Below are 21598 nucleotides of genomic sequence, written 5' to 3'. Positions count from 1 at the left end.
GGGCCGGCGCGCCGATTTCTTGGATTAGGCCGCGACCGGTTCCGGATGCACCGCAGGAACCGCTTGCCCGTCTCCCGCCGTTGGCCGGATCTTGAACCAAATCGCGTACAAGGCCGGCAGGAAAACCAGGGTCAGAATCGTCCCGGCGAAGGTGCCGCCGATGAGCGTATAGGCCAGCGTGCCCCAGAACACCGAATGGGTCAGCGGAATGAACGCCAGCATGGCGGCGAGTGCGGTCAGGATGACCGGACGGGCGCGCTGCACGGTGGCCTCGACGACGGCGTTGAAGGGCACCAATCCATCCGCGATGTTGTCGCGGATCTGCCCGATCAGGATCAGCGTGTTGCGCATCAGGATGCCGGACAGCGCAATCAGGCCGACCAGCGCATTTATGCCGAACGGCTGCCCGAACAACAATAGGGTGGGCACGACGCCGATCAAGCCGAGCGGTGCGGTGGCGAATACCATCATCATTGCGGCGATCGAGCGCACCTGGAAGATGATGGTGATCAGGGTCAGCGCGATCATGATCGGGAAGACCGGCGCCAGAGCCCGATTGGCCTTGCCCGACTCCTCGATGGCGCCGGCCATTTCGATCCGGTAGCCGGCCGGCAGTTTGGCAATGATCGGCTGCAGCTCCTGCCACACGGCGCTGGAAACATCCGGCGGCTGCAAGCCCTCGGCGATATCGCCACGCACGGTGATGGTTGGGGTGCGGTCGCGGCGGCGCAGGATGGGATCTTCCATGCGGACATCAACCTTGCCGACCTGCGACAGCGGAATCTTTTGACCGGCCGCACCGACCAGGGTGAAGTCGCCAATCCTGCCCGGATCGAGCCTCGTGTTGCCGCCCGATCTGGCCGTGACCTGCACCGAACGGATGTCCTCGCGCACTTCCGTAATCGGGATGCCGCTCAGCAGGAACTGTAACTGCTGGGCCACATCGGTAGACGTCAGGCCGATGTTCTGCAGGCGATCCTGGTCGAGCGAAAAATGCAGTGCGGGCACGCGCTCGCCCCAGTCGGTGTTAACCGTCCGCATCTGGGCGGAGGCCTGCATGACGCCACGCACCTCTGCCGCGATGTCGCGCAGCTTGTCCGGGTCCGGCCCCATGACGCGGTAGGCCACGGGAAATGGCGACGGGGGGCCGAAGACGATCTGGGTCACGCGCACCCGCGCCTCGGGTGCCAAGCCGTCGGCTGCCGCCTGGCGCAGTCTGAACTTGAGGGCTTCGCGTTCCTTGTCATCGCCCGTCAGGACCACGATCTTGGCAAACGACGGATCGGGCAATTCGGGTGACATCGCCAGGAAGAAGCGGGGCGCGCCCTGGCCGATATAGGACGTCACGACCCTGGCCTCCTGCTGCTCTGCCAGCCATGCTTCGACCTTGGCTGTCGCGGCGCTGGTTTGCGCGATCGAAGTGCCATACGGCATTTGCACTTCGACCAGCACCTCCGGCCGGTCGGAGGTCGGAAAGAACTGCTTGTTGACGACGCCCATGCCGAGAATTGCGACCACGAAGGCGCCGATCACGCTCGCCGCGACCAGCCATTTGCGCCGGATCACCCAGCCCAGCAGCCGGCGGAAGCGCTCGTAGTTCGGCGTGGCGTAGATGGCCCCGTGCCCGCCCGCATGCTTCTCGTAGCTTGGCAGCAGCTTGACCCCGAGGTAGGGTGTGAATACGACGGCAACGATCCACGAGGCGATCAAGGCCGTGCCGACGATCCAGAACATGTTGCTGGTGTATTCGCCCGCGGTCGACTTGGCGAAGCCGTTGGGCATGAAGCCAATCGCCGTCACCAGCGTGCCGGCCAGCATCGGCGCGGCGGTGTGGCTCCAGGCATAGGCGGCGGCGCGGATGCGGTCGTAGCCTTCCTCCATCTTCACGACCATCATCTCAATGGCGATGATTGCGTCGTCGACCAGCAGCCCCAGCGCCAGAATCAAGGAGCCGAGCGTGATGCGGTCGAAATTCTTGCCGGTCGCCGCCATGATGATGAAGACGGCGGCGAGGGTCAGCGGAACTGCAGCCGCAACCACGACACCGGCGCGCCAGCCCATGCTGAGAAAGCCGACCAGTATCACCACGCCGAGGGCGACCAGGAACTTGACCATGAACTCTCCGACGGCCGACTGGATATTCACCGACTGGTCCGTCACCTTGGAGAGGCTCATGCCGAGTGGCATTTCGGCGTTGATGGTCGCCGCTTCCGCCTCCAGCGCCTTGCCCAGATTGAGGCCGTTCCAGCCCTCGCGCATGACTACGCCAAGCAGCAAGGTCGGTTCGCCGTTGTTGCGGATCAGGAAGGTGGCTGGATCTTCGTAGCCGCGCTTGACCTCGGCGATGTCGCCGAGCTTCAACGTCCGGCCGCGCGCCGCGACCGGCGTATTGCGGATCGCTTCCAGATCATCGATGGCGCCGTCCAGCCGGATGAAGACCTGCGGGCCCTTGGCTTCGATCGAGCCGGCGGGCGTCATAACATTGCGGCTGTTGAGCGCGGCGAAGAGGTCGCGCGGGGAGACGCCCAGCGTGGCGAGGCGGTCATGCGAGAACTCGATGAAGATTCTTTCGGCCTGCTCGCCGATAATGTTCACCTTCTTGACGCCAGGTACGTGCAGCAGACGCTGACGCATGACCTCGGCGTCGCGCACCAGGTGCCGGTGCGGCTCGCCCTTGGCTTTCAAGGCGTAGAGCGCAAAGGTCACGTCGGCATATTCGTCATTAACCATCGGGCCGATGACGCCACGCGGTAGTTTGAGCGCCTCGTCGCCGAGTTTCTTGCGCGCCTGATAGAACTGGTCGGGGACGTCGGCCGGCGGCGTACTGTCGAGCAGGAACACCGTGGAGAAAGCCAGCCCCGGCCGCGTAAAGGTCTCGGTCCGGTCATACCAGCGCAGCTCCTGCATGCGCTTTTCCAGCGGTTCGGCGACCAGCTCTTCCATCTCCTTGGCGGTCGCCCCGGGCCAGGCGGTGATCACGGTCATCTGCTTGATGGTAAAGGCGGGGTCCTCGGCTCGACCCAGGGTCAGGAAGGCGACGACGCCGGCGATGAAGATCGCCAGCATCAGGAATAGGGTTACCGAGCGCTCGCGGACGGCGAGGGCGGAGAGGTTGAAAGCACTCATTTCTGTGCCCCGCCGTTCGCCGCTGCGCCAGGTGCGGCACTGCTGTCAGCCAGTCGAACCGCTTCGCCTTCGTGCAGCAGATGGGCACCGAGCACGATGACACGATCACCCGCCGCCAGCCCACCGGTGATCGCAGCGGATTCACCGCTGAGGCCGGCCACCTGCACGGCGCGCCAGGTAGCCTGAAGACCCTGTCCTTGGTCCTCCTGACCTTTGAGCAGCCAGACGCCGGGCCCCTTGCCCTGATCGAAGAGCGCGCTGACAGGGATCTGGAGCGCCGGGGTGGCGCGGCCGCTTTGAATTTCGATGGAAACGGTCGAGCCAAGCGGCGCGTCGGCCAGCCGGCCCTCCAGTACGTAGCGCGCCTCGAAAGTACGTGTCTGTGGGTTGGCGGCATCCGACAATTGACGCAGTTTTGCGGCGCCGGTCAGCCCGCTGCCATACAAGGTCGCGCGCCCTGCGGAGCCGATCGCCGGACGCAGGCTTTCGGGGAGCGCAATGAGCGCTTCACGGCGCCCGGCATGGGCCACACGGACGACGACTTGGCCAGCGCCGACCACCTGGCCCGGCTCGCCCAGGGTCTCGACCACGACGCCGTCCGAATCGGCGAGCAGTACGGCGTAGCCTGTTTCGTTGTGGGCAACGTCGGCCTGGGCCTGGGCTGCCTTGAGCTCCGCTCTCGCCGAATCGGCGGCCGCCTTGATCTTGTCGTAGGCGGAGGCTGACACCGCACCGGCCGAAACAAGATCGCGGTATCTCGACTCATCCTCGGCAGTCTGGCGCGCACGTGCCGTGGCGGCGGCAACGGCCTCGTCGTGGGCGCGCGTGGCGAGCTTCAAATCGGTGGGGTCGATGCGCATCAGCGCCTGACCGCGCTTGACGGTCTGGCCAGCATCGACCAGGCGCTCCAGGATCTTGCCGGGAACGCGGAAACCCAGGTCGCTCTGCACCCGTGCCGCGACGACGCCGCTGAACGAAGGCTCGGCCTGGATGGCGGTCGCTACCGGCGCGATCCGGACGAGTGGAGCTTGGGTTCGCGGATCGATTGAAGACGTGGCATCGCTGCAGGCTGCCAGGGCGATAGGCAACAGACCGACGACGGCGAGGAAGGGAATATAGCGGCGCTGAAACATGACGACCTCCTTTAACGCGAAGGTCTTCATCTTCCATCTAGTGACCAATATTGTCAATGGTCACTTTTTCTCAGGCAGCGTTCTAGGGTGCCAGGCTACGCAGCACCAGATTCGACAACTGGCTGGGTGCGTCCTCGATGAGGTCGAGGTTGTGCTGGAGCAGCAACGGATTGGCAAAGGGCAGCATGACGAGATAGATCGCATGCACCGTTTCGTCGAGCGGCGTCTTGCGCTCGAACTCGCCCACTTCCCGCCCTTCGCGGACGATCTCTGTCAGGGTCTGCCGAATGCGCTGTCCGTAGGCAACGGCGGACGGCCAACCCTCGCCGGCGGAATGCGCGGCAATGTCATACAGCTTGCGATCGTTGAAGAAGAGTTCCACGCTCGTCGTCACCATAGCTTTGAATAATCGACGGAATTTCTCCGTCGGCGTGCTGGCGCCGGCAACCGCTTCATCAACCGCGGCGACGATGGTGTTTAAGGTCTTGCTGCAGATAGCTTCGCCGATTGCCTGCTTGGAATCGAAGAACTTGTAGATATAAGCCTTGGAAAAGCCGATCGCCTTGGCCAGGTCGGAGACCGTGGTCTTGTCGTAGCCGTAGTGGCTGAAGTGCGCCTCGGCCGCCTCGACGATCTGATCACGAACGCTGTGGTCGACGGGGCCGCGGGCCTGTGGGGTGGAAGATTCGATTTCGCTCATGGGAAAACAATACCGCGTTTGCTGCCGGTTGACAACTAGTGACCAAATTGGGCTATAGTCACCACGACAAACCAAACCCCGAAGGACTCCCATGCTCACCCATCCCCGCTCTCTCGTCCTGTTTCTGAGTGCCGGCATATTGTCGGGCTGCGCTGTCGGTCCCGACTACCGGCCGCCCTTGGTCGAGCTGACATCCAGCTTTCTCGGGCAGAAGGGCGTCGAGCAACGTCCTGTGCAAGGCAAGGCAGACCTGCAACGCTGGTGGGCCGCCTTCGACGATGCCTTGCTCGTGCACTACGTCGCCCTGGCGCTTGAGCAGAACCTGGACATCGCCCAAGCGACGGCGCGTGTCGCCCAATCACGTGCCGCATTGCGCTACGCCGATGCGGCCTTGCTGCCCGCGGGCAACGTGAGTGCGAGCGCCGGGCGGGGCTACCTGTCGGTTGAGACCCCGCTCGGGCAGGTGCTCAACAGCTCGCCCGGCTTCGACCGCTGGGGCGGCACTTACGAGGCCAATCTCGGGGCGAGTTGGGAGATCGACCTGTTCGGCGGTCTGCGGCGCGGGCGGGAGACTGCCCGCGCCGAATACGAGGCATCCGAAGCTGGCGTTGCTGCGACACGGCTGGCCATCGCCGCGCAGACTGCGGACGTGTACGTCATGATCCGCGGCCTGCAGGCGCGCCTCGCGATTGCCCAACAGCAGGTGGAGACCCGACGCCGCTTGCTCGCGGTGGTCCAGCTTCAATACGAGAAGGGAATCGCCGCCGAACTCCAGAAGAACCAGGCCGAGGGTTCGCTGAGCCAGGCCGAGGCACAGATCCCCGTCCTCCAAGGCGGCCTCGATTCGGCGATGAACGCGCTCGACGTGCTGCTCGGCGTGCAGCCGGGAACCCACCGCGCCGAACTGGCTACGGTGAGGCCGATCCCGGCCGCGCCGGCCTTAGCCGAGACCGGCACCCCGGCCGAGATGCTGCGCCGCCGCCCTGACATCATTGCCGCCGAACGGCGTCTGGCTGCCGCCAATGCGCGCATCGGCGTGGCGGTTGCGGAGTATTACCCCAAATTCTCGCTCGGCGCACTGCTCGGCAGCGCCACCTCGATCGCCAGCGGCAACCTGTTCACGGAGGGCGCCAGCCAGGCCCAGGGCGTCCTCGGGCTGCGCTGGCGCCTGTTCGACTTCGGCCGTGTCGACGCGCAGATCGCTGCCGCGCGCGGCCAGGAGGCCGAAGCCCTGGCGGCCTACCGGCTGGCCGTGTTGCGGGCGACCGAGGATGTCGAGAATGCCTTCTCCGCCCTGGTCAACCGCGAGGCCCAGGTCGGCATCCTGACCCGGGGTGAGTCGTCGTTTGCCAAGGCGCGCGAGAACTCGTTTGCCGCCTATCAGGGCGGCGCCGTCAGCCTGATCGAGGTGCTCGATGCCGACGGCAATCTGCTGCAGGCGCGCGATGCCAAGGCCCAGGCGCAAACCGAGGCGGCGCGTGCTGTCATTGCCTCCTTCCGGGCCTTGGGCGGCGGCTGGGATACCCCATCGGCAAACAACAACCGCCTCGCCGACAAACTCTCCACCAACGACTAGAGGTAAGCAAAATGACCACAAACAATAATTCATGGGTGCTCATCACGGGCGCATCGAGCGGCTTCGGCGAGGAGTTCGCCCGCCAATATGCCGAACAAGGCCACTCGCTGGTCCTCGTGGCGCGCCGGTTGGACCGGCTGCAAGCACTTGCCGAGACGCTGCGCCGGCAATACCGCGTCGAAGTCGTGGTCGAGCAGGTCGATCTCTCCGATATTGAAGCGATCACCCAACTGCATCGGCGCCTCCGCGAGCGCGGCATTGCCATTGAAATCCTGATCAACAATGCCGGTCATGGGCTACAAGGGCCGTTTGTGGACAGCCCGTTGGACGCAACCCTGGCGATGGTGCAGCTCGATGTGGCCAGCCTGACCGCGCTCACCCATGTCTTCGCCCAAGACATGCGGGCGCGAAAACGCGGGAAGATCCTGCTGGTCGCCAGCTTGCTGGCCTACCAGGGCGTGCAGAACTTCGCCGTCTACGCCGCCGCCAAGGCCTACGTGCTGCGTCTGGGTGAGGCGCTGCATCGCGAACTCAAGCGCGATGGAGTCACCGTGACGACGCTATGCCCCGGTATGTCGGATACCGGGTTTGCCGCCGCCGCGCAGCAGAAGCTGACGCCCGCATTAAAGCTCTTGATGATGCAGCCGGCACCCGTCGTGCGCACCGGTATCCGCGCCTTGCAGGCTGGACGCATCAGCATCGTGGCGGGCTGGGCGAACAAGGCCTTGGTAATCCTGACCTGGGCGACGCCGCGCTGGTTGCACCAGGCCTTCATGTCGCACGCGATGAACGGATGAGCGAGTAGGTCAAACGCTCACAACGAACACTCACAGTAAGGAGTAGCCCATGACAGAACCAACCGAAGCGATGAATCCAGAAGACACGCTTGCCCGCTGGCGGGCCGAGGAAGAGGCCGTACGCGCCCGCTTACAGAAGGCTCCCGGCTTGGCTACACCAGCCCAAATCGCTGGACGCTCCGGGTTGCTGGTATTTCAGGCGCTGCTCGCCGGGGAAATTCCACCCCCGCCAATGGCTGTCACCCTCGACTTCACCCTGCTTCGCATCGAGCCCGGATTCGCGGTATTCCAGGGGCATCCAGGGTTCAGCCATTACAACCCGATGGGCACGGTGCACGGCGGCTGGTTCGCGACCATGCTCGACAGCGCCCTGGGATGCGCGGTGCATTCCACGCTATCGGCGGGCAAGGCCTATACGACCCTGGAGTTGAAGCTCAACCTTGTCCGCGCACTCACCGACGCGGTACCGCTGGTACGCGCAGAAGGCCGATTGGTACACGGCGGCCGCCAGGTGGCGACCGCGGAAGCCCGGCTGGTCGGACCGGATGGCAAACTCTATGCCCATGCGACCACCACTTGCCTGATCTTTGATCTCGCTTCCTAGCGCGGAACTAAAGATTTCTGTCCTGCTCGTGCCTCGATCATAGGGATACCTTAGCCCAGCAAACGGTAGCTTTCGCTTGGCGTCGCGTTACCCTGAATGGCCGCTTTTGAAATCTTCGCGCGGCGGGTACGCGTTGCGATGTAAATTAAGTTGCGGCACGATGGCCGGATTGAAGCGAACACGGTGCTCATGAACGAAACCTACAATTCTCTCGGCCAGCCAATTGGCTTTCCTATTTCCAATTGGCAAGCAGCGACACGCCCGCTCCCCAAGGTCCTGACGGGCCGGTTTTCCCAACTCGAGCCGCTTGACGCGTCAATTCATGCCGACGATTTGTTCGCGGCCTTCAAGCTGGACCGCGAGGGGCGAAACTGGAGCTACCTCCCTTATGGCCCTTTCGATTCGCTCGGTGCCTTGGCCAACTGGATGCGCGCAAGCTGCCAGGGATCGGATCCTCTGTTTTTTGCCATCATCAACCGGGAATCCGGCAAGGCCGTCGGTATTGCGAGCTACTTGCGGATTGCCCCGGAGGAAGGAAGCATTGAGGTTGGCCACCTGAATTTTTCGCCGCTCATGCAGCGAACACCCATGGCGACTGAAGCGATGTGGCTGATGATGAAAGAGGCTTTCGCACTCGGTTTCAGGCGATATGAATGGAAGTGCAATGCCCTGAATCGGCCTTCCCGCCTTGCCGCCCAGCGTTTGGGCCTGTCCTTCGAAGGTGTTTTCCGCCAGGCCGCCGTGGTGAAGGGATACAACCGTGATACCGCATGGTATGCCACCATCGACAGGGAATGGCCCGCCCTGAACGAGGCGATGACGCGATGGCTGGCACCCGAGAATTTCGATGCCCATGGGCAGCAGCGCACTTCCCTGTCCCAGCTCACACACGCGCTACTTGTTGCCACGGGCTAATCCGAACGAGGGGCGGAAACGCCATCCGGGTGATTGTCGTCCGCGCGCAAGCAGCGAACCGAAAGGCCTCCCGAGCACCAACCGAGAATCCGCCGCTCAGCACAGCAGGGGTTGGGCTTGGCGCTCATGCCTTTGTTATGCCGGTTGCCATCCTGTGGCAAGCGTATCCGAAGTTTTGTCTAAAGCGGCCATTGGCTTTTGTTCTGATGAACGGCGGCTTCGGCCGAGGTCCTTCCGTAGGTTGTCTGGCAGGTTTCGGAGTCAACCAGACCTTTGAATGACGGCTTCGTAGAGAAGATCACCGGCAGGTTGTGGCCGTTTTGAGTCGGTTGGCACCTGCCATCAGCCTACTCAGGAACCCTCGTTACCGGACAAAACCGCTACATTTCGGGCTTAGTCGTTCACTGCAATCCTGTAGCACTTGTTTTTTGGGTAATTCACATTCAATTTCTGGCCAGAGTTCATTAACGGGAACCGAATAGCTCTGATGCTCACGTTTCGGCGTTGCCCCATGATTTGAGCAGTGGTCTGCCGCAACGGCCAGTTTAGCGGTCCAGAGGACAGTCACCTCTTTACCCTTTGGCGGGGCAGAGGAAAGTACCAAGCCGGAATTCGTTCGCCATCCGATTACCGGCCCTCCAGTCTCATGGTCCGCTCCAAAGGTTTGAGGCAAATGTTGGCCCATACGATCAAGCTGCTCCCTAACCTGCGGCCAAGATGCTTCCGGAAAACGGAACAGTTGGGTTTGTAAGCCTTGGCCACCGAACGAAACAGCCATCATTGATGCAGGCACTCCCCATGCCTTTTGAAGTGTGACCCAGCAGCTTTGCGTGTCATCATTTCTTACTCGCTCATTTCCCTTCAAGTTGCCGTAACACTTCAGAACATGACCGTTGGCCTTCGCTATATCAATAACCTCCTGAACCGACATGCCGCTTTGGAATGCCGCCAATTCGAGCGACCAGCCGTTGGCAGGCGGTTGGGTATTTGTTCCGACATTTGCGGCATCACCCACCCCTGGCGACGGCTTTTTTGGGTTGCTTTTGTTCTTTAAGGCATTGAGAAAGTTTGTGGTTTGTTCGGCCAATAGTCCTACTTCTTTATCAATCTGCTTTGCCCGCACAGGATCGATTGGCTCAAAAGTCTTGGATTCTTCGTTGAATACAGAATCCATTGCTAGGCTTTCATAAAGCAATTCAGCCATACGCTGAATGCCCTTCGTTAGTTGCACCCGCTGATCGTCAGGACGCAACTCGATTCTGGACAGATCATCCGCAATTTTGCGGAACACCGGTGCATGCAGGACTCGGCTCCGTTCATCGACATCTCGCTCGGATATTTTTCCCGCCTTTAATTCCGCTTGTTCCTGTTGAAGCGTCTTCATAGCTTCATCAAAACGCTTCATCGTTTGAACCAGACTTTCGTTACTCGAAAAAATTCGAGCCTGATCAATCTTTGCCTGAGGCGCCATGGCAGCAATACTGACCGTTACGGCACTCAAAATAGCGAGCGCAGATACACCACGTCTGGCAAAGCTTGTTTTGAAGTGCGCCATATCAAAGCGTTCTGGCAACACATACGCCAGAAGACATCCACCTAACAAGCCACCAATGTGGGCAGCATTATCGATATTCGGCCTGCTCAGCCCTTGTGCCAAGGAGTACAGAATAAAAAACGCCAAGCCACTTGTGGTTTGCTTGGTAAAGGTTTTCGGGAGCTTTTCCCGGTGCTGAAGCAGTGCTACCAGTAATGCCCCGGTTATGCCGAAAACAGCGCCGGAAGCACCGACAGAAACCGCGTGCTGAGCAGAAAAATGCAGACTCAAGGCACTACCAAGGAGTCCGGATCCCAAATAGAGCAATATGAATTGGCGATGGCCATATATCCGCTCAACCGTGCCCCCCGCGCTGGCCAACCCGATCATATTCATGGCGACATGGATGATGCCGCTATGGAGAAATGTCGCTGTCACAAGGCGCCACCACTCGCCACGCTGAAACTCTGAGGTGGCATTACCGCCCCAGAGCAGCAACTTGTCGGGAGATGCGCTGATGACCCCGGCGCCCTTCATTACCATCGCGAGCCAGATAGCTGCAGTGATAGCGATGAGTCCATAAGTTACCCAGGGAATGGGTGCAAGGGACTTTAGGCGTTCCTGAAATTCACGCTCCTCGGTAAGGGGATTGATATCCGAGCCAGCACTCTCACTTACCGTTGAAATTTGTAGTCGGCGCCGCAACGACTCATAGAGTCTTTCTTGCTCGCTGGATTCGAACGATGCCAGCGGAAGAGCCGGTCGAGCTTCGTTCCTTCCAGTCCAGAAATTTCGCTTGTCTGAAAAGCCCTGAGCAGAATCCAACTGAAGCTGGAGCATTCTTGCATTCTGGGCACCTTCTAAACTAACGCCGACAACGGCTGCCCAACGATGCTTTTTGCTCTTTCCAGAAAACAAGCGAGACTCGATACCATCTTGGGTCAGAGTGACCGCAGCCTCGTTGGTCACCAACTGCCGACGCAGGAACCAATCAATTAATACACCAACAAGCGCGCAAAAAATTACTGTAAAGCCAATACTGCCGACAGAGCCTTTGCTACCCGCCACGGTACTGAGCACCCCGACGCTGAGGCCGACCCACACCCATTTGCGTGCTTTGCCAAGCTGGCTGTTCTGGGAGGAAAAGAACACTTCGTCAGGCAAAGTGCTTGCTGGACATGGCGAAGGATTCCCTGAAGGGCTGGCTACGACCTGGCTTTCAACAAAGCAATCATTCCCAGTGGGTTCGTCAGGCTGAGGAGCGAAATCAGAATTCAGGCGTTCAATGGCTTTTTGACGCATATCTTCGGCAGATTTGCGTTGCTTGATCGTTTCAGTTTCCATGATGTTTTTTAGCATGCGCATGACATCATTTTAATGCACATCTAAAGATTGATTCGGAAACCTGCAATTGACGCCATTTTTCCAATACTCCGCGCTCTTATTGGCTCTAATCTTTTTGAGATGCTCGCCGAAATTCAATTGGTGGGTTAGCTCCGCTCACCCGTCGCAATAAGTGGGATCAGACGAAGGTCGAATTCATGCAAGTGATCGACGATCCAGTCATGCCCCCTGGTGGCGATAGATTCGATGCTTTCGCGGTGCCCTCTCATCGCATTCAAATGAAAATCCGCCATCTCCTCTTCTTATAGGCCGGATGGCTTACCTTGTCTGGAGAGCCCCTCGAAACTAATGGCTGAATAGGTGCTATCGGCCAAAAGCTGCCAAAAAGCGGTAACGACAGCATCATAATTAATTCACGCGCGGTGACTACACTTGCCAGCTCATCTCTCTGCGGAAGTAGTTATGGCAAATTTATTCAAGCATCTAGTAGGCGCGGCCATTGTTCTTTCGGTTGCTTCAGGCGTGGCGCAAGCTAGCCCATCTAAGTTTAGCTTTGCAGCCACTGTCACTTATACGGACGGTTCGTTGTCGGGCGTGAGTGTCGGTAGGCAATTCTCAGGCAGTTTTATCTATGATCCTGTGACAACCCCCTCGTATGCCAATTCCACGATGGCCTATTACCAGTTCGGGGCACCAAGTAAGATCGTCGCAAATGTGGCTGGCCACCAAGTGGCATCAACCAGCTTAGGTATCAGGGTAGTCAACAACTTTGGAGGTAACGTCGAAGACGGCATCGATATTTCAGGTGGCTACCCACTTTCGGTCGATGGAACACCTCTGCCAAATGGCAGTTTCGGGTTCGTACTTCACTCCAAGCCTGGGAACACGGGCGTATTGACGAGCACCGATCTACCCTTGAGCTACGATGTAGGCGCATTTGACGCGCATTCTTCACTGAACTACGGTTGGCTACAACGGAATGGTGGCCAAACGGGGACAATATTGCAGTTCTCCGTAAGTTCAATTGCTGCATCAGTCCCTGAGCCGGGCACGTATGCCATGATGCTGGCTGGCCTCAGTCTGTTTGGAGGTATCTTTCGTCGTCGTAGCAATTGAAGCTTGCATAACTGAGCCAGAGACGAGCGGGAGCGTTGCCTCCTGTTTCAGTTTTCAGATTTTCGTGCCCGAAGGGCAAATGCGAGCGGCGAACAAGGGGCCGCTTCGGGCACGGTCCGGCCATCTGCTTTTCGCGAGAGCGGCCATAGCTACAAGCGACCGCTATCACGTATAGTCCGATCCAAACGCAATCGTCATGCAATTGGAAAGCGAATATCCTTAGCAAGTTGGAGCAATTGTTCCCCTCCAATTGATTTCTTTGCCGGCATATTGAGCAATTGCGGTCAGGATTTGCCATCGCGTTCCGCGCATAGTGTGCGCTGTGAACGAAGGATGAATGATGAGCGACACACAGGCAAAAAACTACGCAAAGCGTTTCGAGAAGGTGCTCGACTACATCGAGTCCAATCTAGACGAATCGCTAAGCACTGAATACCTTAGCCAGATCGCGAACTTCTCCAAATTTCACTTTCATCGGCAATTCGCCGAATACGTCGGTACCAGTGTTGGACGATATATCCAGTTGTTGCGTTTGCGGCAAGCCAGCTATCAGCTCGCCTTCAGCCCCCAGAACAAGGTTATCGATATCGCCCTAGACGCTGGCTTCGAAAACCCGGAATCGTTTACGCGCGCCTTCAGGAACACTTTCGGCCAGTCGCCATCAGAATTCAGGCGGCAACCGGACTGGGAATCCTGGCATGAGCGCTATCGCTTCCGTATCCCGGAAAGGAAACAAACCGTGCAAGTCGAGATCGTCGATTTCAAATCTATCCGCGTCGCCGTCATGGAGCATCGCGGCCCAACCGAAAGAGTCAATGACTCCGTCGGACAATTTATCGCTTGGCGTAAGGAAAGCGGCCTTTCGCCTAAAGAAAGTAGCCGAAGCTTTGGTATTGCTTATGACAATCCGGACACAACCGAGCCGGCCGAATTCCGCTTTGACATCTGCGGAGAAGTAACCGACGAAGTGCCTCTCAACCGACAGGGCGTGGTCACGAAAAGCATTCCCGGTGGCCGTTGCGCGCGGGTGCGGCATTACGGCTCCCATGTCAGAATCGGCGAAAGCATTTACCCCCTCTACCGCAACTGGCTACCGGACAGTGGTGAGGAGTTACGCGATTTTCCGCTCTATTTCCATTACCTCAACTTGATGCCGGAAACACCAGAGCATGAGTTGGAGACCGATATTTACTTGCCGTTGAAGTCGTAGATCTATGGCCGCTGCTTCTGGGTAAACCGACATGGCACTGAATGCGCCATGCAATTTTTCGGAAACTGCCTTTTGTTGAGGTCGAACGTAGGATCAATAGGCTCTCACCGTCACAGAATGGCAATGGCCGGTCTCTACTTAGAACCGGCCATTTTTCATTGAGGTCGCCACCGGCCGCTTAGGCCGAGGTGCCGCCTATTGCTGCTGGCATGAGACTGGATCTCGGCCAAAGCCGTCTTTCCCCGATGCGACGGCAATGACTGCTTTACACAAAAGTTCGGACACGCCCGTTGGTGGCTCGTGCCAATATTGCGTTCGCATTACCCGCTTAGCTTGGGGCCGCTCCCGCAGTAGTCGTCAAGGCTTCGCTAAGGTCGCAAATTGCGACCATAACCGACTGATTGCTGCTTGATTCTGGGCCTTCTGCGGCCAATGGCCGAATTGGCCGATGTCCTTCCGTTGGCCATACGGCAGGTTTTGGAGTGGAGCAGCCCATTGACGGCCGGCACTCCGGCAAAAAAGCACTTCCCCTAATGGTCGGTTGTGTGAGTTCGACGTGACGCCTGTAAGCAGTGAGTCGAGAAACATCGTTCCGGGCTATGACCGCATTGCGGCAAGAAGCCAGGCTAGCGCTAGCGTAAAACAATCCATCAGCACAGGCCCTCATCAACAGCAAATGCTGCCTGTTCCCACAATGGTGACGCTGTTTGCAAAAATATTGTGCGAAATCGTGACCAATATCACGCGAATCCACCGCCACCAGCATTCAAAATGTTTTCCCTCTTGGCTTAAGCCCGGACTTCGAAATAGTCGACTAGCTACTGAATCATGACCCGATCAGAACTGATTGCATCACTTAGCCAGCGTTTCCCGCAACTCGTCCTGAAGGATGCCGAACTTTCCGTTGCCGAGATTCTTGGTGCGCTAGGGAGTGCGATCAGCCGTGGTGGCCGCGTCGAGATTCGCGGCTTCGGGAGTTTCAGCCTGAATTACCGGCCGCCGCGCATCGGCAGAAATCCAAGGACTGGCGAACAAGTCAACATTCCGGAGAAATGGGCGCCACATTTCAAGCCAGGGAAGGAACTGCGAGAACTGGTCAATGCCGCGTGATCGATACAATCAGTGCGCTCATTACTGAATTACCCGTTTCATGAATTTCCGGTATCCGAAAGCTGTCGGGCCAGTCAGTAAACAAAGTTAGTGGGGGATGGAGAATGCAGAAGCCCGAGCCAGCCTGTATCGATTGCGATCATGCTTTCGAATTACACGATGACGCGGCAGTAGTCGCTTGTAGCGCGCACTTGGAATACAGGGCGGCAGATCATCCTGCAACCTGTTCTGAATATATTCCGCGGCAGCCTTTGGCTTCGTCAGACATTGCCATAGTCTGGGATGAAAAATAAAGGTAAGAGCACACGTTTGATCGCGGATGCCGCACGCAAAGCGCGAATGGCTTGCCGACGTTGAGTCGCCACGCCACCAGAAGGGCTGCTTCCTTCACCCGCGAATGGGTACTCGGTGCCCTTTGCCGCCTGATGACATTTTCGTTGGCAATGGCAGCTTACGGATCATCAAACTGCCGCCTCTGTAATCCGTCAGGAGTGCCGAAAATCTGCCGTTGGCGACCTCACCCAATCGGCCACAACCTGCCGGTAAAGCAGTCTGAATATTTGTCATTCAAGCGTCAGCAACGCTCCGCGACGAGCAGCGTTTTGGCTCGACTGGCTGCTCACGACAAAGTCACCATCCACGTCTGGGCGGGAAACAAATGGGGAAATCACTTTGCAGCCTCAGTCATCGCACCGTCTTTGCAAAAACGTAGTCGTGGCTAGGGATATGCTCAGTAAACCAATCTTCGATAAACGCATCGACTTCCTCCAGCAATGTGACGGTGGGGGTGTCGATATTATTTCCAATTAGTACAGCCAATTTCTGAGTAATATCCGCGTGGTCTTCAACGTGAATGGCATAAAGACTGGGGTGAAGGGAATTGAATCCATAAAAGTGCATTAATTCCTCTTCATCCATACAGTGTTGACATAAGTAGTTCAGCAATTTGGAAAGGATATCGTCTAATTTCTGCGAACATGCTGGCAATAGATTTCGGTTTCCGTCGGACGCAATGCGAGATTCAACCTGCTCACGCAAGTCACGAACTCGGCCAAGCATCTCGCGAGCGTGTCGAATCTCAACGTCAATTTCATTGACACCGGTATAGGCTGCAGAAATCACATCTTGCGGGCGGGGTGTCGACATGGGTAGCTCCATACTGAAATTGGATCTTCGGGGTATTTACGCATCACCGGATGAGCAAATACCATTCCATTCGCTTTCAGCCACAGCGCTCGAGTATGGGGTGATAGCTATCCAAGGGTTGTTCATCAATTTGGTGCATAAAAACAGAACAGCCGTATCGAATATGCACAATGATCGAGCCGAGATGGCCGTTTGTATGTAGCCGGTATTCGAACAGCAAGCAGCCCTTTGCTCCAAAGGAGAACCATCAGACTCCGATCAACCCGAAGGAGTCTGTCGGGGAATCCAATCAACTTCGGGATCCCTGGAACAAAGCAAGCCGGTTGGTCAGAAGCCGCCACTGAAGCCGAAGGACGTCTGGGCTATCCGGATTCAGCTTCAGAATGCGCATCAGGTCTGTTACGTGGCAATGTTCAACCTCACGATTGACAGCAAGTTGCGTGGTTGCGCCCTCGTCAATCTTCGCGACCGCAACATCACACACGGAAACCAAATCCTAGCCCGGGCGATGGTCGTTCAGCTGAAAACACAACCTGTTGTGCAGTATGCGCTGACCGAACCGACAAGAGCCGCAGTCTCAGAGTGGATCTAGAAGGCAAAACGGACGCCGGAGTAATACCTGGTCCCAGGCGTCAAGCTCGTTCGCGAACCTCGCGTCTTACAGCCTGGGGTGGAATACCGAAGCCGCGTATAAAGGCCTCCCGCAAATGGCGACGGTCGCGAAAGCCAGTTTCGTGTGCCACGACCTCAAGTGGATGACGGCTCTGTTCGATCATCAACCGCGCTGCTTCAAGGCGTAGTCCTTCGATCGCCTTAGCCGGCGACTGGCCCGTTTCGGCGGTGAATACCCGACTGAACTGACGCGGGCTGAGATGTGCCGATTTAGCCAGATCCTCAACGGTCAGTGCTTGGTTGAGATTCTTGCGCGCATATTCAAGCGCGCTCTGGATGCGGTCTGATTTCGGTGCCAGATCGAGCAGTTCGGAATGCTGCGATTGCCCGCCGGAACGGCGCTGGTACATGACCAGCTTGTGCGCCACCGAGCGTGCGATGTCAGCCCCGAGATCCTTCTCGACCATGGCTAACGCCAAGTCGAGACCAGCCGTCATGCCGGCCGAGGTCCACACCGGCCCGTCGATGACGTAGATACGGTCGTCCTCGACCAGAATCTCCGGATAGAGCTTCTGCATGTCACGCGCGTGCGCCCAATGCGTCGTCGCGCGGCGCCCTGAGAGCAGGCCAGCTTCGGCCAAGACGAACGACCCGGTACAGATTGCCGCAATGCGACGGGCCTGCGGACTCACCTTGCGCGCAAAAGCCAGCTCAGCAGCCGGTGTTTGGCGCGCCAGCGGCTGTATCACACCGGTAAATATCCAGGTATCTGCCTCACTGTTGTCGGCAAGTGCGCGCGTGCTGACCAAGAGCCCGAGCGAGGCGCGGACCTCGCCGCCGGCCGCCGAATAGTTTTCCACCGCATAAAAGGTTTCGCCAACCACGATATTGGCGAACTCAAAAACAGACTGCGTGGCGAGCGCCAGTACCTGAAAGCCTTCCGTCAATACATAGCCGATTCGATGCATATTGCCTGTCCTTTTTTGCAATGTCCTAAATGCTGACTATATACGTCATTTGCGCCACTCTCAATAGCTCCTAACATGCAGTCATCGATTCACAACCCCCCTCAACCACCGGGAGTTAGATCATGACGCAAGCCCATCAAGGTACTGCCCTCATCACCGGCGCTTCTTCCGGCATCGGCGCAATCTATGCCGAGCGCCTCGCCCGGCGCGGTTACGACCTTATTCTGGTCGCTCGCAACCGCGACCGCCTCAACAGCCTGGCCGAGCACATCACCACCGAAACCCGTCAGGTCGTCGAGGTCATCGCCGCCGACCTTGCCGATGCCGCCCAACTCGCCACCGTCGAAGCCAAACTACGAACAGATGCCAGCATCACCCTTTTGCTCAATAACGCCGGCATTGGCACGCATACACCTCTGCTACAAAGCAACATCGAGTACATGACGCAATTGATCGCGCTCAATGTCACGGCGCCGATGCGCCTGACCTACGCTGCCGCACCGGGCTTCGTGGCACGAGGCAAGGGCGCCGTGATCAATATCTCCTCCGTTGTCGGCATCGCGCCAGAACAGCTCAACGGTGTCTATGGCGGCAGCAAGGCCTTCGTGCTGGCCTTCAGTCAGTCGCTGCATCACGAGTTAGCCAACAAGGGCGTTCGTGTGCAGGCCGTCCTGCCCGGCGCTACAGCCACCGACTTCTGGGCCACCGGCGGCCTGCCGGTGGAAAACCTGCCAGCGCAGATCGTCATGCGCGCCGAAGACCTGGTCGATGCCGCGCTGGTCGGTTTCGACCGCGGCGAACTGGTCACCATTCCCTCGTTGCATGCGGTCGAAGAATGGGATGCCTACGAGGCCGCCCGCCAGGCAATGTCGGCGCATCTTTCCAGCAACCAAGTCGCTGCACGCTATCGGATCACCCACTAAAGCCCTAGCCCCGACTGGCGCGTATTCACAGTCACAAGAGGAATTGTCATGCGATTTATCAACCCTCTTCCCGCAGCCGCCTACATGACGGCCGCGTCCCCAGCCAGTCGAGGGATGTGCCGATCCCGTCCGATGAGGTGCCAGTGACCACCAACCCACCTCCCAAGCAGCCGGCGACCACCTCGCCCTGGCCAGTCTTCTTTACGGCCTGTGTCGCCGTCTTCCTGGTCTCGATCGACTCCACCGTACTCTTCGCCGCCTTTGCACGGCTGCGCGAGAGCTTTCCCGAGAGCAGCGCCGCCGACGCGTCGTGGGTGCTCAATGCCTATACGGTGGTCTATGCGGCCATGCTGGTGCCGGCCGGCAAGCTCGCCGACAACCACGGCCGCAAGCGCATCTTCATCGCCGGGGTTGGCCTCTTTCTTCTCGCCTCGCTGGCCTGCGGGCTGGCTCCCGGTATCTACTGGCTGGTAGCCGCCCGCGTGTTTCAGGCCCTGGGTGCGGCCCTGCTGACACCGGCTTCGCTGGCCATCGTGCTGGAAGCCTTTCCGATAGAGAAGCGATCCGTCGCAGTCAGCCTGTGGGGCGCCGTGGGCGGCCTGGCTGCGGCCATTGGGCCTAGCTTGGGCTCATTCCTGGTCGACAACCTGGGCTGGCGCTGGGCCTTCTTCATCAACCTGCCGCCTGCTCTGTGGTCTATCTGGCGCGCCCGGACTTTGCTGACCGAATCCCGCGCGGGAAAGAACGTGCCACCACCGGACATGCTCGGCGTGCTGATGCTCATCGCCGGCGTGGCCGTCCTGACCTGGGCCGTTGTCCGCATCGAGTCGCATGGTTGGAATAACCTGCAGGTGCTCGGTGGCAGTTTTCTCGGCGTCCTGACGCTTTGGGGATTCACTCGCTGGGCACGGCATCACCCACATCCAGCGCTGGACATGCGCCTTTTCGCCAACCCGAGCTACCGGGCGGTCAATCTTGCTACGTTGGTTTTCGGGATGGCCTTCTCGATGATGTTTTTCGGCTTTTTCTTTTTCATGACCGGGATCTGGCATTACACCTTGCCCGTCGCTGGCCTGGCCATCACACCCGGGCCGCTCATGGTGGTTCCGGTGGCCATTCTGTCGGGCCGGATTGCAGCAAGGGCGGGGCATCGCCCCCTGTTGGTCGCGGGGTGCTTGCTGCTGGCCATAGGCGGACTTTGGCAAGCTACCGTACCGGGGGAAGACCCGCAGTATCTGCTGCACTGGCTGCCCAGCCAGTTGCTTACCGGCATCGGCGTCGGCATGGCACTACCCTCGCTGTCCGGAGCGGCCGTAGCGACTCTTCCCGGCCATCAGTACGGCTCCGGTAGTGCCGTAAATCAAGCGGTGCGGCAATTCGGCAACGCGCTTGGCGTCGCCCTCACTATCGTTCTGGTCGGACATGAAAGCCTGAGTCTTGCCAATTTCAAGACCCTGAGTCTGAGTTACGCCGGCCTTGCGCTGCTCACCTTGATACTCTGTTTCGGAGTGCGCACCAAACCGCGTCAAAGCAAATAAGGATACCGCTCAGGTCAAGTTGATGAGCTGTTCCGCATGGTCATTGACCTGCTCGAGCGCTACGCAGGAACGGATATCCTTTAACTTGTTTTCCTATGAATTTTAAACAACAGGAGTCGGCAACCATGCTTTATCTTGAAGATATCACCGTGGGGCAGCTATTTCGCTCAGGTCGCCTGCGCATAGACGCGGACCGGATTAAGTCCTTTGCGACAGAGTTTGATCCGCAACCCTTTCATCTTGATGAATCGGCGGCGCGGAATTCGATATTCGGTGGCTTGGCAGCCAGTGGTTGGCACACCGCCGCGGTCACCATGCGACTGCTGGTCGGCAGCGAGTTCAAACCCGCCGGCGGCATAATCGGAGCCGGTTTCGACGAGCTCCGCTGGCCACGTCCGGTCCATCCAGGGGACGAATTGCGAGTGGAAAGTGAAGTGCTTGAGGTGCGTCCCTCGAAATCTCGCCCCAACCAAGGACTGGTCAAGCTTAGAACAACGACGTTAAATCAAGACGGAGAAGCGGTGCAGGTGTTCATCGGTAATCTTGTGGTACCGCGGCGCTTATCCTGACCCGTCCAATAAGCCTGCATTCCAAATCAGATCGAATTTATTGGAAAATCAAGGGGAGAAACTCCATTCAGTGCATGGCTTAGAGTACTTTGTCGTTGCAAACATCGTCCATATTTTCTGGCTGGCGCTCGATTAAAAATCGATAAACGGGCGCACCCGCGCTGGCTGCCAACGGCTGACTTGCCAGTCAGCAGTCGTTTCGAATGATTACAGTTATTTGCTATCTGCCATTCTGCTAACTGTAGTTCGAAGAGTTGCAATGGGCACGGAGTTCGTATTCGCTGGATAGGAAAGCTGCCGCTCAGAAGCGTTGTCAGTTGAACGGCAGGTAACCGACATATTGTCGCCTGATTGAGCGTCATAGGCCAATGGCCGGATTGGCCGAGAACTCGCCGATCAGCAATCGCCAGAACGTGGCGGCGCTTTCTAGCGCCCGGAAAACTCCCGAAAGCCTCGCAATTTCCACCTGCGAAACAAGCACAGCTACCGAGCCAAGCTTTTCCGCATAATCAGTTGCTTAACTTGGCAGCACGAACAAGGCTCGTTAAACTACGTGCCTCTGCCGAGGAGCGCTGCGACCCTTTCATGCCTTTAGCGTGAATTCATGGGGCCAGGCTCGGCAATGATCAACGGCGCTCGCAAACCCAGCCGGTTTGTGGCGCCGTTCGTTTTTGCGG

The 21598-nt window shown here is 58.5% G+C and carries 17 protein-coding genes and 1 riboswitch; of the genes, 10 read left to right on the top strand and 7 right to left on the bottom strand.

The window, feature by feature from the left end; translation table 11 throughout:
- Nucleotides 1–24: 24 nt before the first annotated feature.
- The 3 genes from KI613_RS00300 to KI613_RS00290 are packed head-to-tail and all read right to left on the bottom strand — an operon-like array spanning nucleotide 25 to nucleotide 4959.
- Nucleotides 25–3126, bottom strand: a complete 3102-nt coding sequence (locus tag KI613_RS00300; protein WP_226403244.1) for an efflux RND transporter permease subunit — start codon at nucleotides 3124–3126, stop codon at nucleotides 25–27.
- Nucleotides 3123–4289 carry an efflux RND transporter periplasmic adaptor subunit gene (locus tag KI613_RS00295; RefSeq protein ID WP_226403243.1) on the bottom strand — a complete coding sequence of 389 codons (1167 nt, stop codon included), beginning with the start codon at nucleotides 4287–4289 and terminating at the stop codon, nucleotides 3123–3125. Before KI613_RS00295 ends, KI613_RS00300 begins: the two co-directional genes overlap by 4 nt.
- A gap of 52 nt (nucleotides 4290–4341) precedes the next feature.
- Nucleotides 4342–4959, bottom strand: coding sequence for a TetR/AcrR family transcriptional regulator (locus KI613_RS00290; RefSeq protein WP_226403242.1), 618 nt, complete (start codon nucleotides 4957–4959; stop codon nucleotides 4342–4344).
- A gap of 91 nt (nucleotides 4960–5050) precedes the next feature.
- On the opposite strand from KI613_RS00290, the gene KI613_RS00285 reads away from it, so the two are divergent.
- Genes KI613_RS00285 through KI613_RS00275 form a run of 3 tightly spaced genes read left to right on the top strand, consistent with a single transcriptional unit; the run spans nucleotide 5051 to nucleotide 7936 of the window.
- A complete protein-coding gene (locus KI613_RS00285) occupies nucleotides 5051–6535 on the top strand; it encodes an efflux transporter outer membrane subunit (protein ID WP_226403241.1) in 1485 nt (494 codons plus the stop codon).
- 11 nt (nucleotides 6536–6546) lie between these two features.
- Nucleotides 6547–7332, top strand: coding sequence for an SDR family NAD(P)-dependent oxidoreductase (locus tag KI613_RS00280; RefSeq protein WP_226403240.1), 786 nt, complete (start codon nucleotides 6547–6549; stop codon nucleotides 7330–7332).
- Between the two features lie 49 nt (nucleotides 7333–7381).
- Nucleotides 7382–7936 (top strand): PaaI family thioesterase, encoded by a 555-nt coding sequence (locus KI613_RS00275; RefSeq protein WP_226403239.1) that lies wholly within the window; start codon nucleotides 7382–7384, stop codon nucleotides 7934–7936.
- A 50-nt stretch (nucleotides 7937–7986) separates the two neighbouring features.
- Here KI613_RS00275 and KI613_RS00270 read toward each other — a convergent pair whose 3' ends face one another.
- Nucleotides 7987–8127, bottom strand: coding sequence for a hypothetical protein (locus KI613_RS00270; RefSeq protein ID WP_226403238.1), 141 nt, complete (start codon nucleotides 8125–8127; stop codon nucleotides 7987–7989).
- Between KI613_RS00270 and KI613_RS00265 the strand changes: the two genes are divergently transcribed.
- Nucleotides 8126–8851 (top strand): GNAT family N-acetyltransferase, encoded by a 726-nt coding sequence (locus KI613_RS00265; protein WP_226403237.1) that lies wholly within the window; start codon nucleotides 8126–8128, stop codon nucleotides 8849–8851. The genes KI613_RS00270 and KI613_RS00265 overlap by 2 nt on opposite strands.
- A gap of 364 nt (nucleotides 8852–9215) precedes the next feature.
- Here KI613_RS00265 and KI613_RS00260 read toward each other — a convergent pair whose 3' ends face one another.
- Nucleotides 9216–11729, bottom strand: coding sequence for a rhomboid family intramembrane serine protease (locus KI613_RS00260; RefSeq protein ID WP_226403236.1), 2514 nt, complete (start codon nucleotides 11727–11729; stop codon nucleotides 9216–9218).
- A 462-nt stretch (nucleotides 11730–12191) separates the two neighbouring features.
- Here KI613_RS00260 and KI613_RS00255 point away from each other — a divergent pair, with 462 nt between their 5' ends.
- The 3 genes from KI613_RS00255 to KI613_RS00245 all read left to right on the top strand — a co-directional run bounded on the left by KI613_RS00255 (nucleotide 12192) and on the right by KI613_RS00245 (nucleotide 15165).
- The gene (locus tag KI613_RS00255) at nucleotides 12192–12845 is read left to right on the top strand and encodes a PEP-CTERM sorting domain-containing protein (protein WP_226403235.1); all 654 of its coding nucleotides are present in this window, start codon (nucleotides 12192–12194) and stop codon (nucleotides 12843–12845) included.
- 337 nt (nucleotides 12846–13182) lie between these two features.
- Nucleotides 13183–14055 carry an AraC family transcriptional regulator gene (locus KI613_RS00250; RefSeq protein WP_226403234.1) on the top strand — a complete coding sequence of 291 codons (873 nt, stop codon included), beginning with the start codon at nucleotides 13183–13185 and terminating at the stop codon, nucleotides 14053–14055.
- An 828-nt stretch (nucleotides 14056–14883) separates the two neighbouring features.
- Entirely contained in the window at nucleotides 14884–15165 is a 282-nt protein-coding gene (locus KI613_RS00245; protein WP_226400213.1) for an integration host factor subunit beta, read from the top strand.
- 684 nt (nucleotides 15166–15849) lie between these two features.
- Here the strand turns inward: KI613_RS00245 and KI613_RS00240 are convergent.
- Nucleotides 15850–16311, bottom strand: a complete 462-nt coding sequence (locus KI613_RS00240) for a hemerythrin domain-containing protein (RefSeq protein WP_226403233.1) — start codon at nucleotides 16309–16311, stop codon at nucleotides 15850–15852.
- A 632-nt stretch (nucleotides 16312–16943) separates the two neighbouring features.
- The gene (locus tag KI613_RS00235; RefSeq protein ID WP_226403232.1) at nucleotides 16944–17891 is read right to left on the bottom strand and encodes a GlxA family transcriptional regulator; all 948 of its coding nucleotides are present in this window, start codon (nucleotides 17889–17891) and stop codon (nucleotides 16944–16946) included.
- 122 nt (nucleotides 17892–18013) lie between these two features.
- Between KI613_RS00235 and KI613_RS00230 the strand changes: the two genes are divergently transcribed.
- From KI613_RS00230 to KI613_RS00220, 3 genes are all read left to right on the top strand, one after another.
- Nucleotides 18014–18814, top strand: a complete 801-nt coding sequence (locus KI613_RS00230) for an SDR family NAD(P)-dependent oxidoreductase (protein WP_226403231.1) — start codon at nucleotides 18014–18016, stop codon at nucleotides 18812–18814.
- Between the two features lie 143 nt (nucleotides 18815–18957).
- Nucleotides 18958–20352 (top strand): MFS transporter, encoded by a 1395-nt coding sequence (locus KI613_RS00225; protein WP_226403230.1) that lies wholly within the window; start codon nucleotides 18958–18960, stop codon nucleotides 20350–20352.
- A 125-nt stretch (nucleotides 20353–20477) separates the two neighbouring features.
- A complete protein-coding gene (locus tag KI613_RS00220; protein WP_226403229.1) occupies nucleotides 20478–20921 on the top strand; it encodes a MaoC family dehydratase in 444 nt (147 codons plus the stop codon).
- A gap of 558 nt (nucleotides 20922–21479) precedes the next feature.
- Nucleotides 21480–21566: riboswitch (S-adenosyl-L-homocysteine riboswitch) on the top strand.
- The last annotated feature ends 32 nt before the right edge of the window (nucleotides 21567–21598 follow it).

This window comes from Ferribacterium limneticum (assembly GCF_020510585.1).
In the GTDB taxonomy this organism is placed as follows: domain Bacteria; phylum Pseudomonadota; class Gammaproteobacteria; order Burkholderiales; family Rhodocyclaceae; genus Azonexus.
The sequence above is the reverse complement of the archived record's forward strand: the minus strand, read 5'-3'. Positions and strand labels throughout refer to the sequence as shown.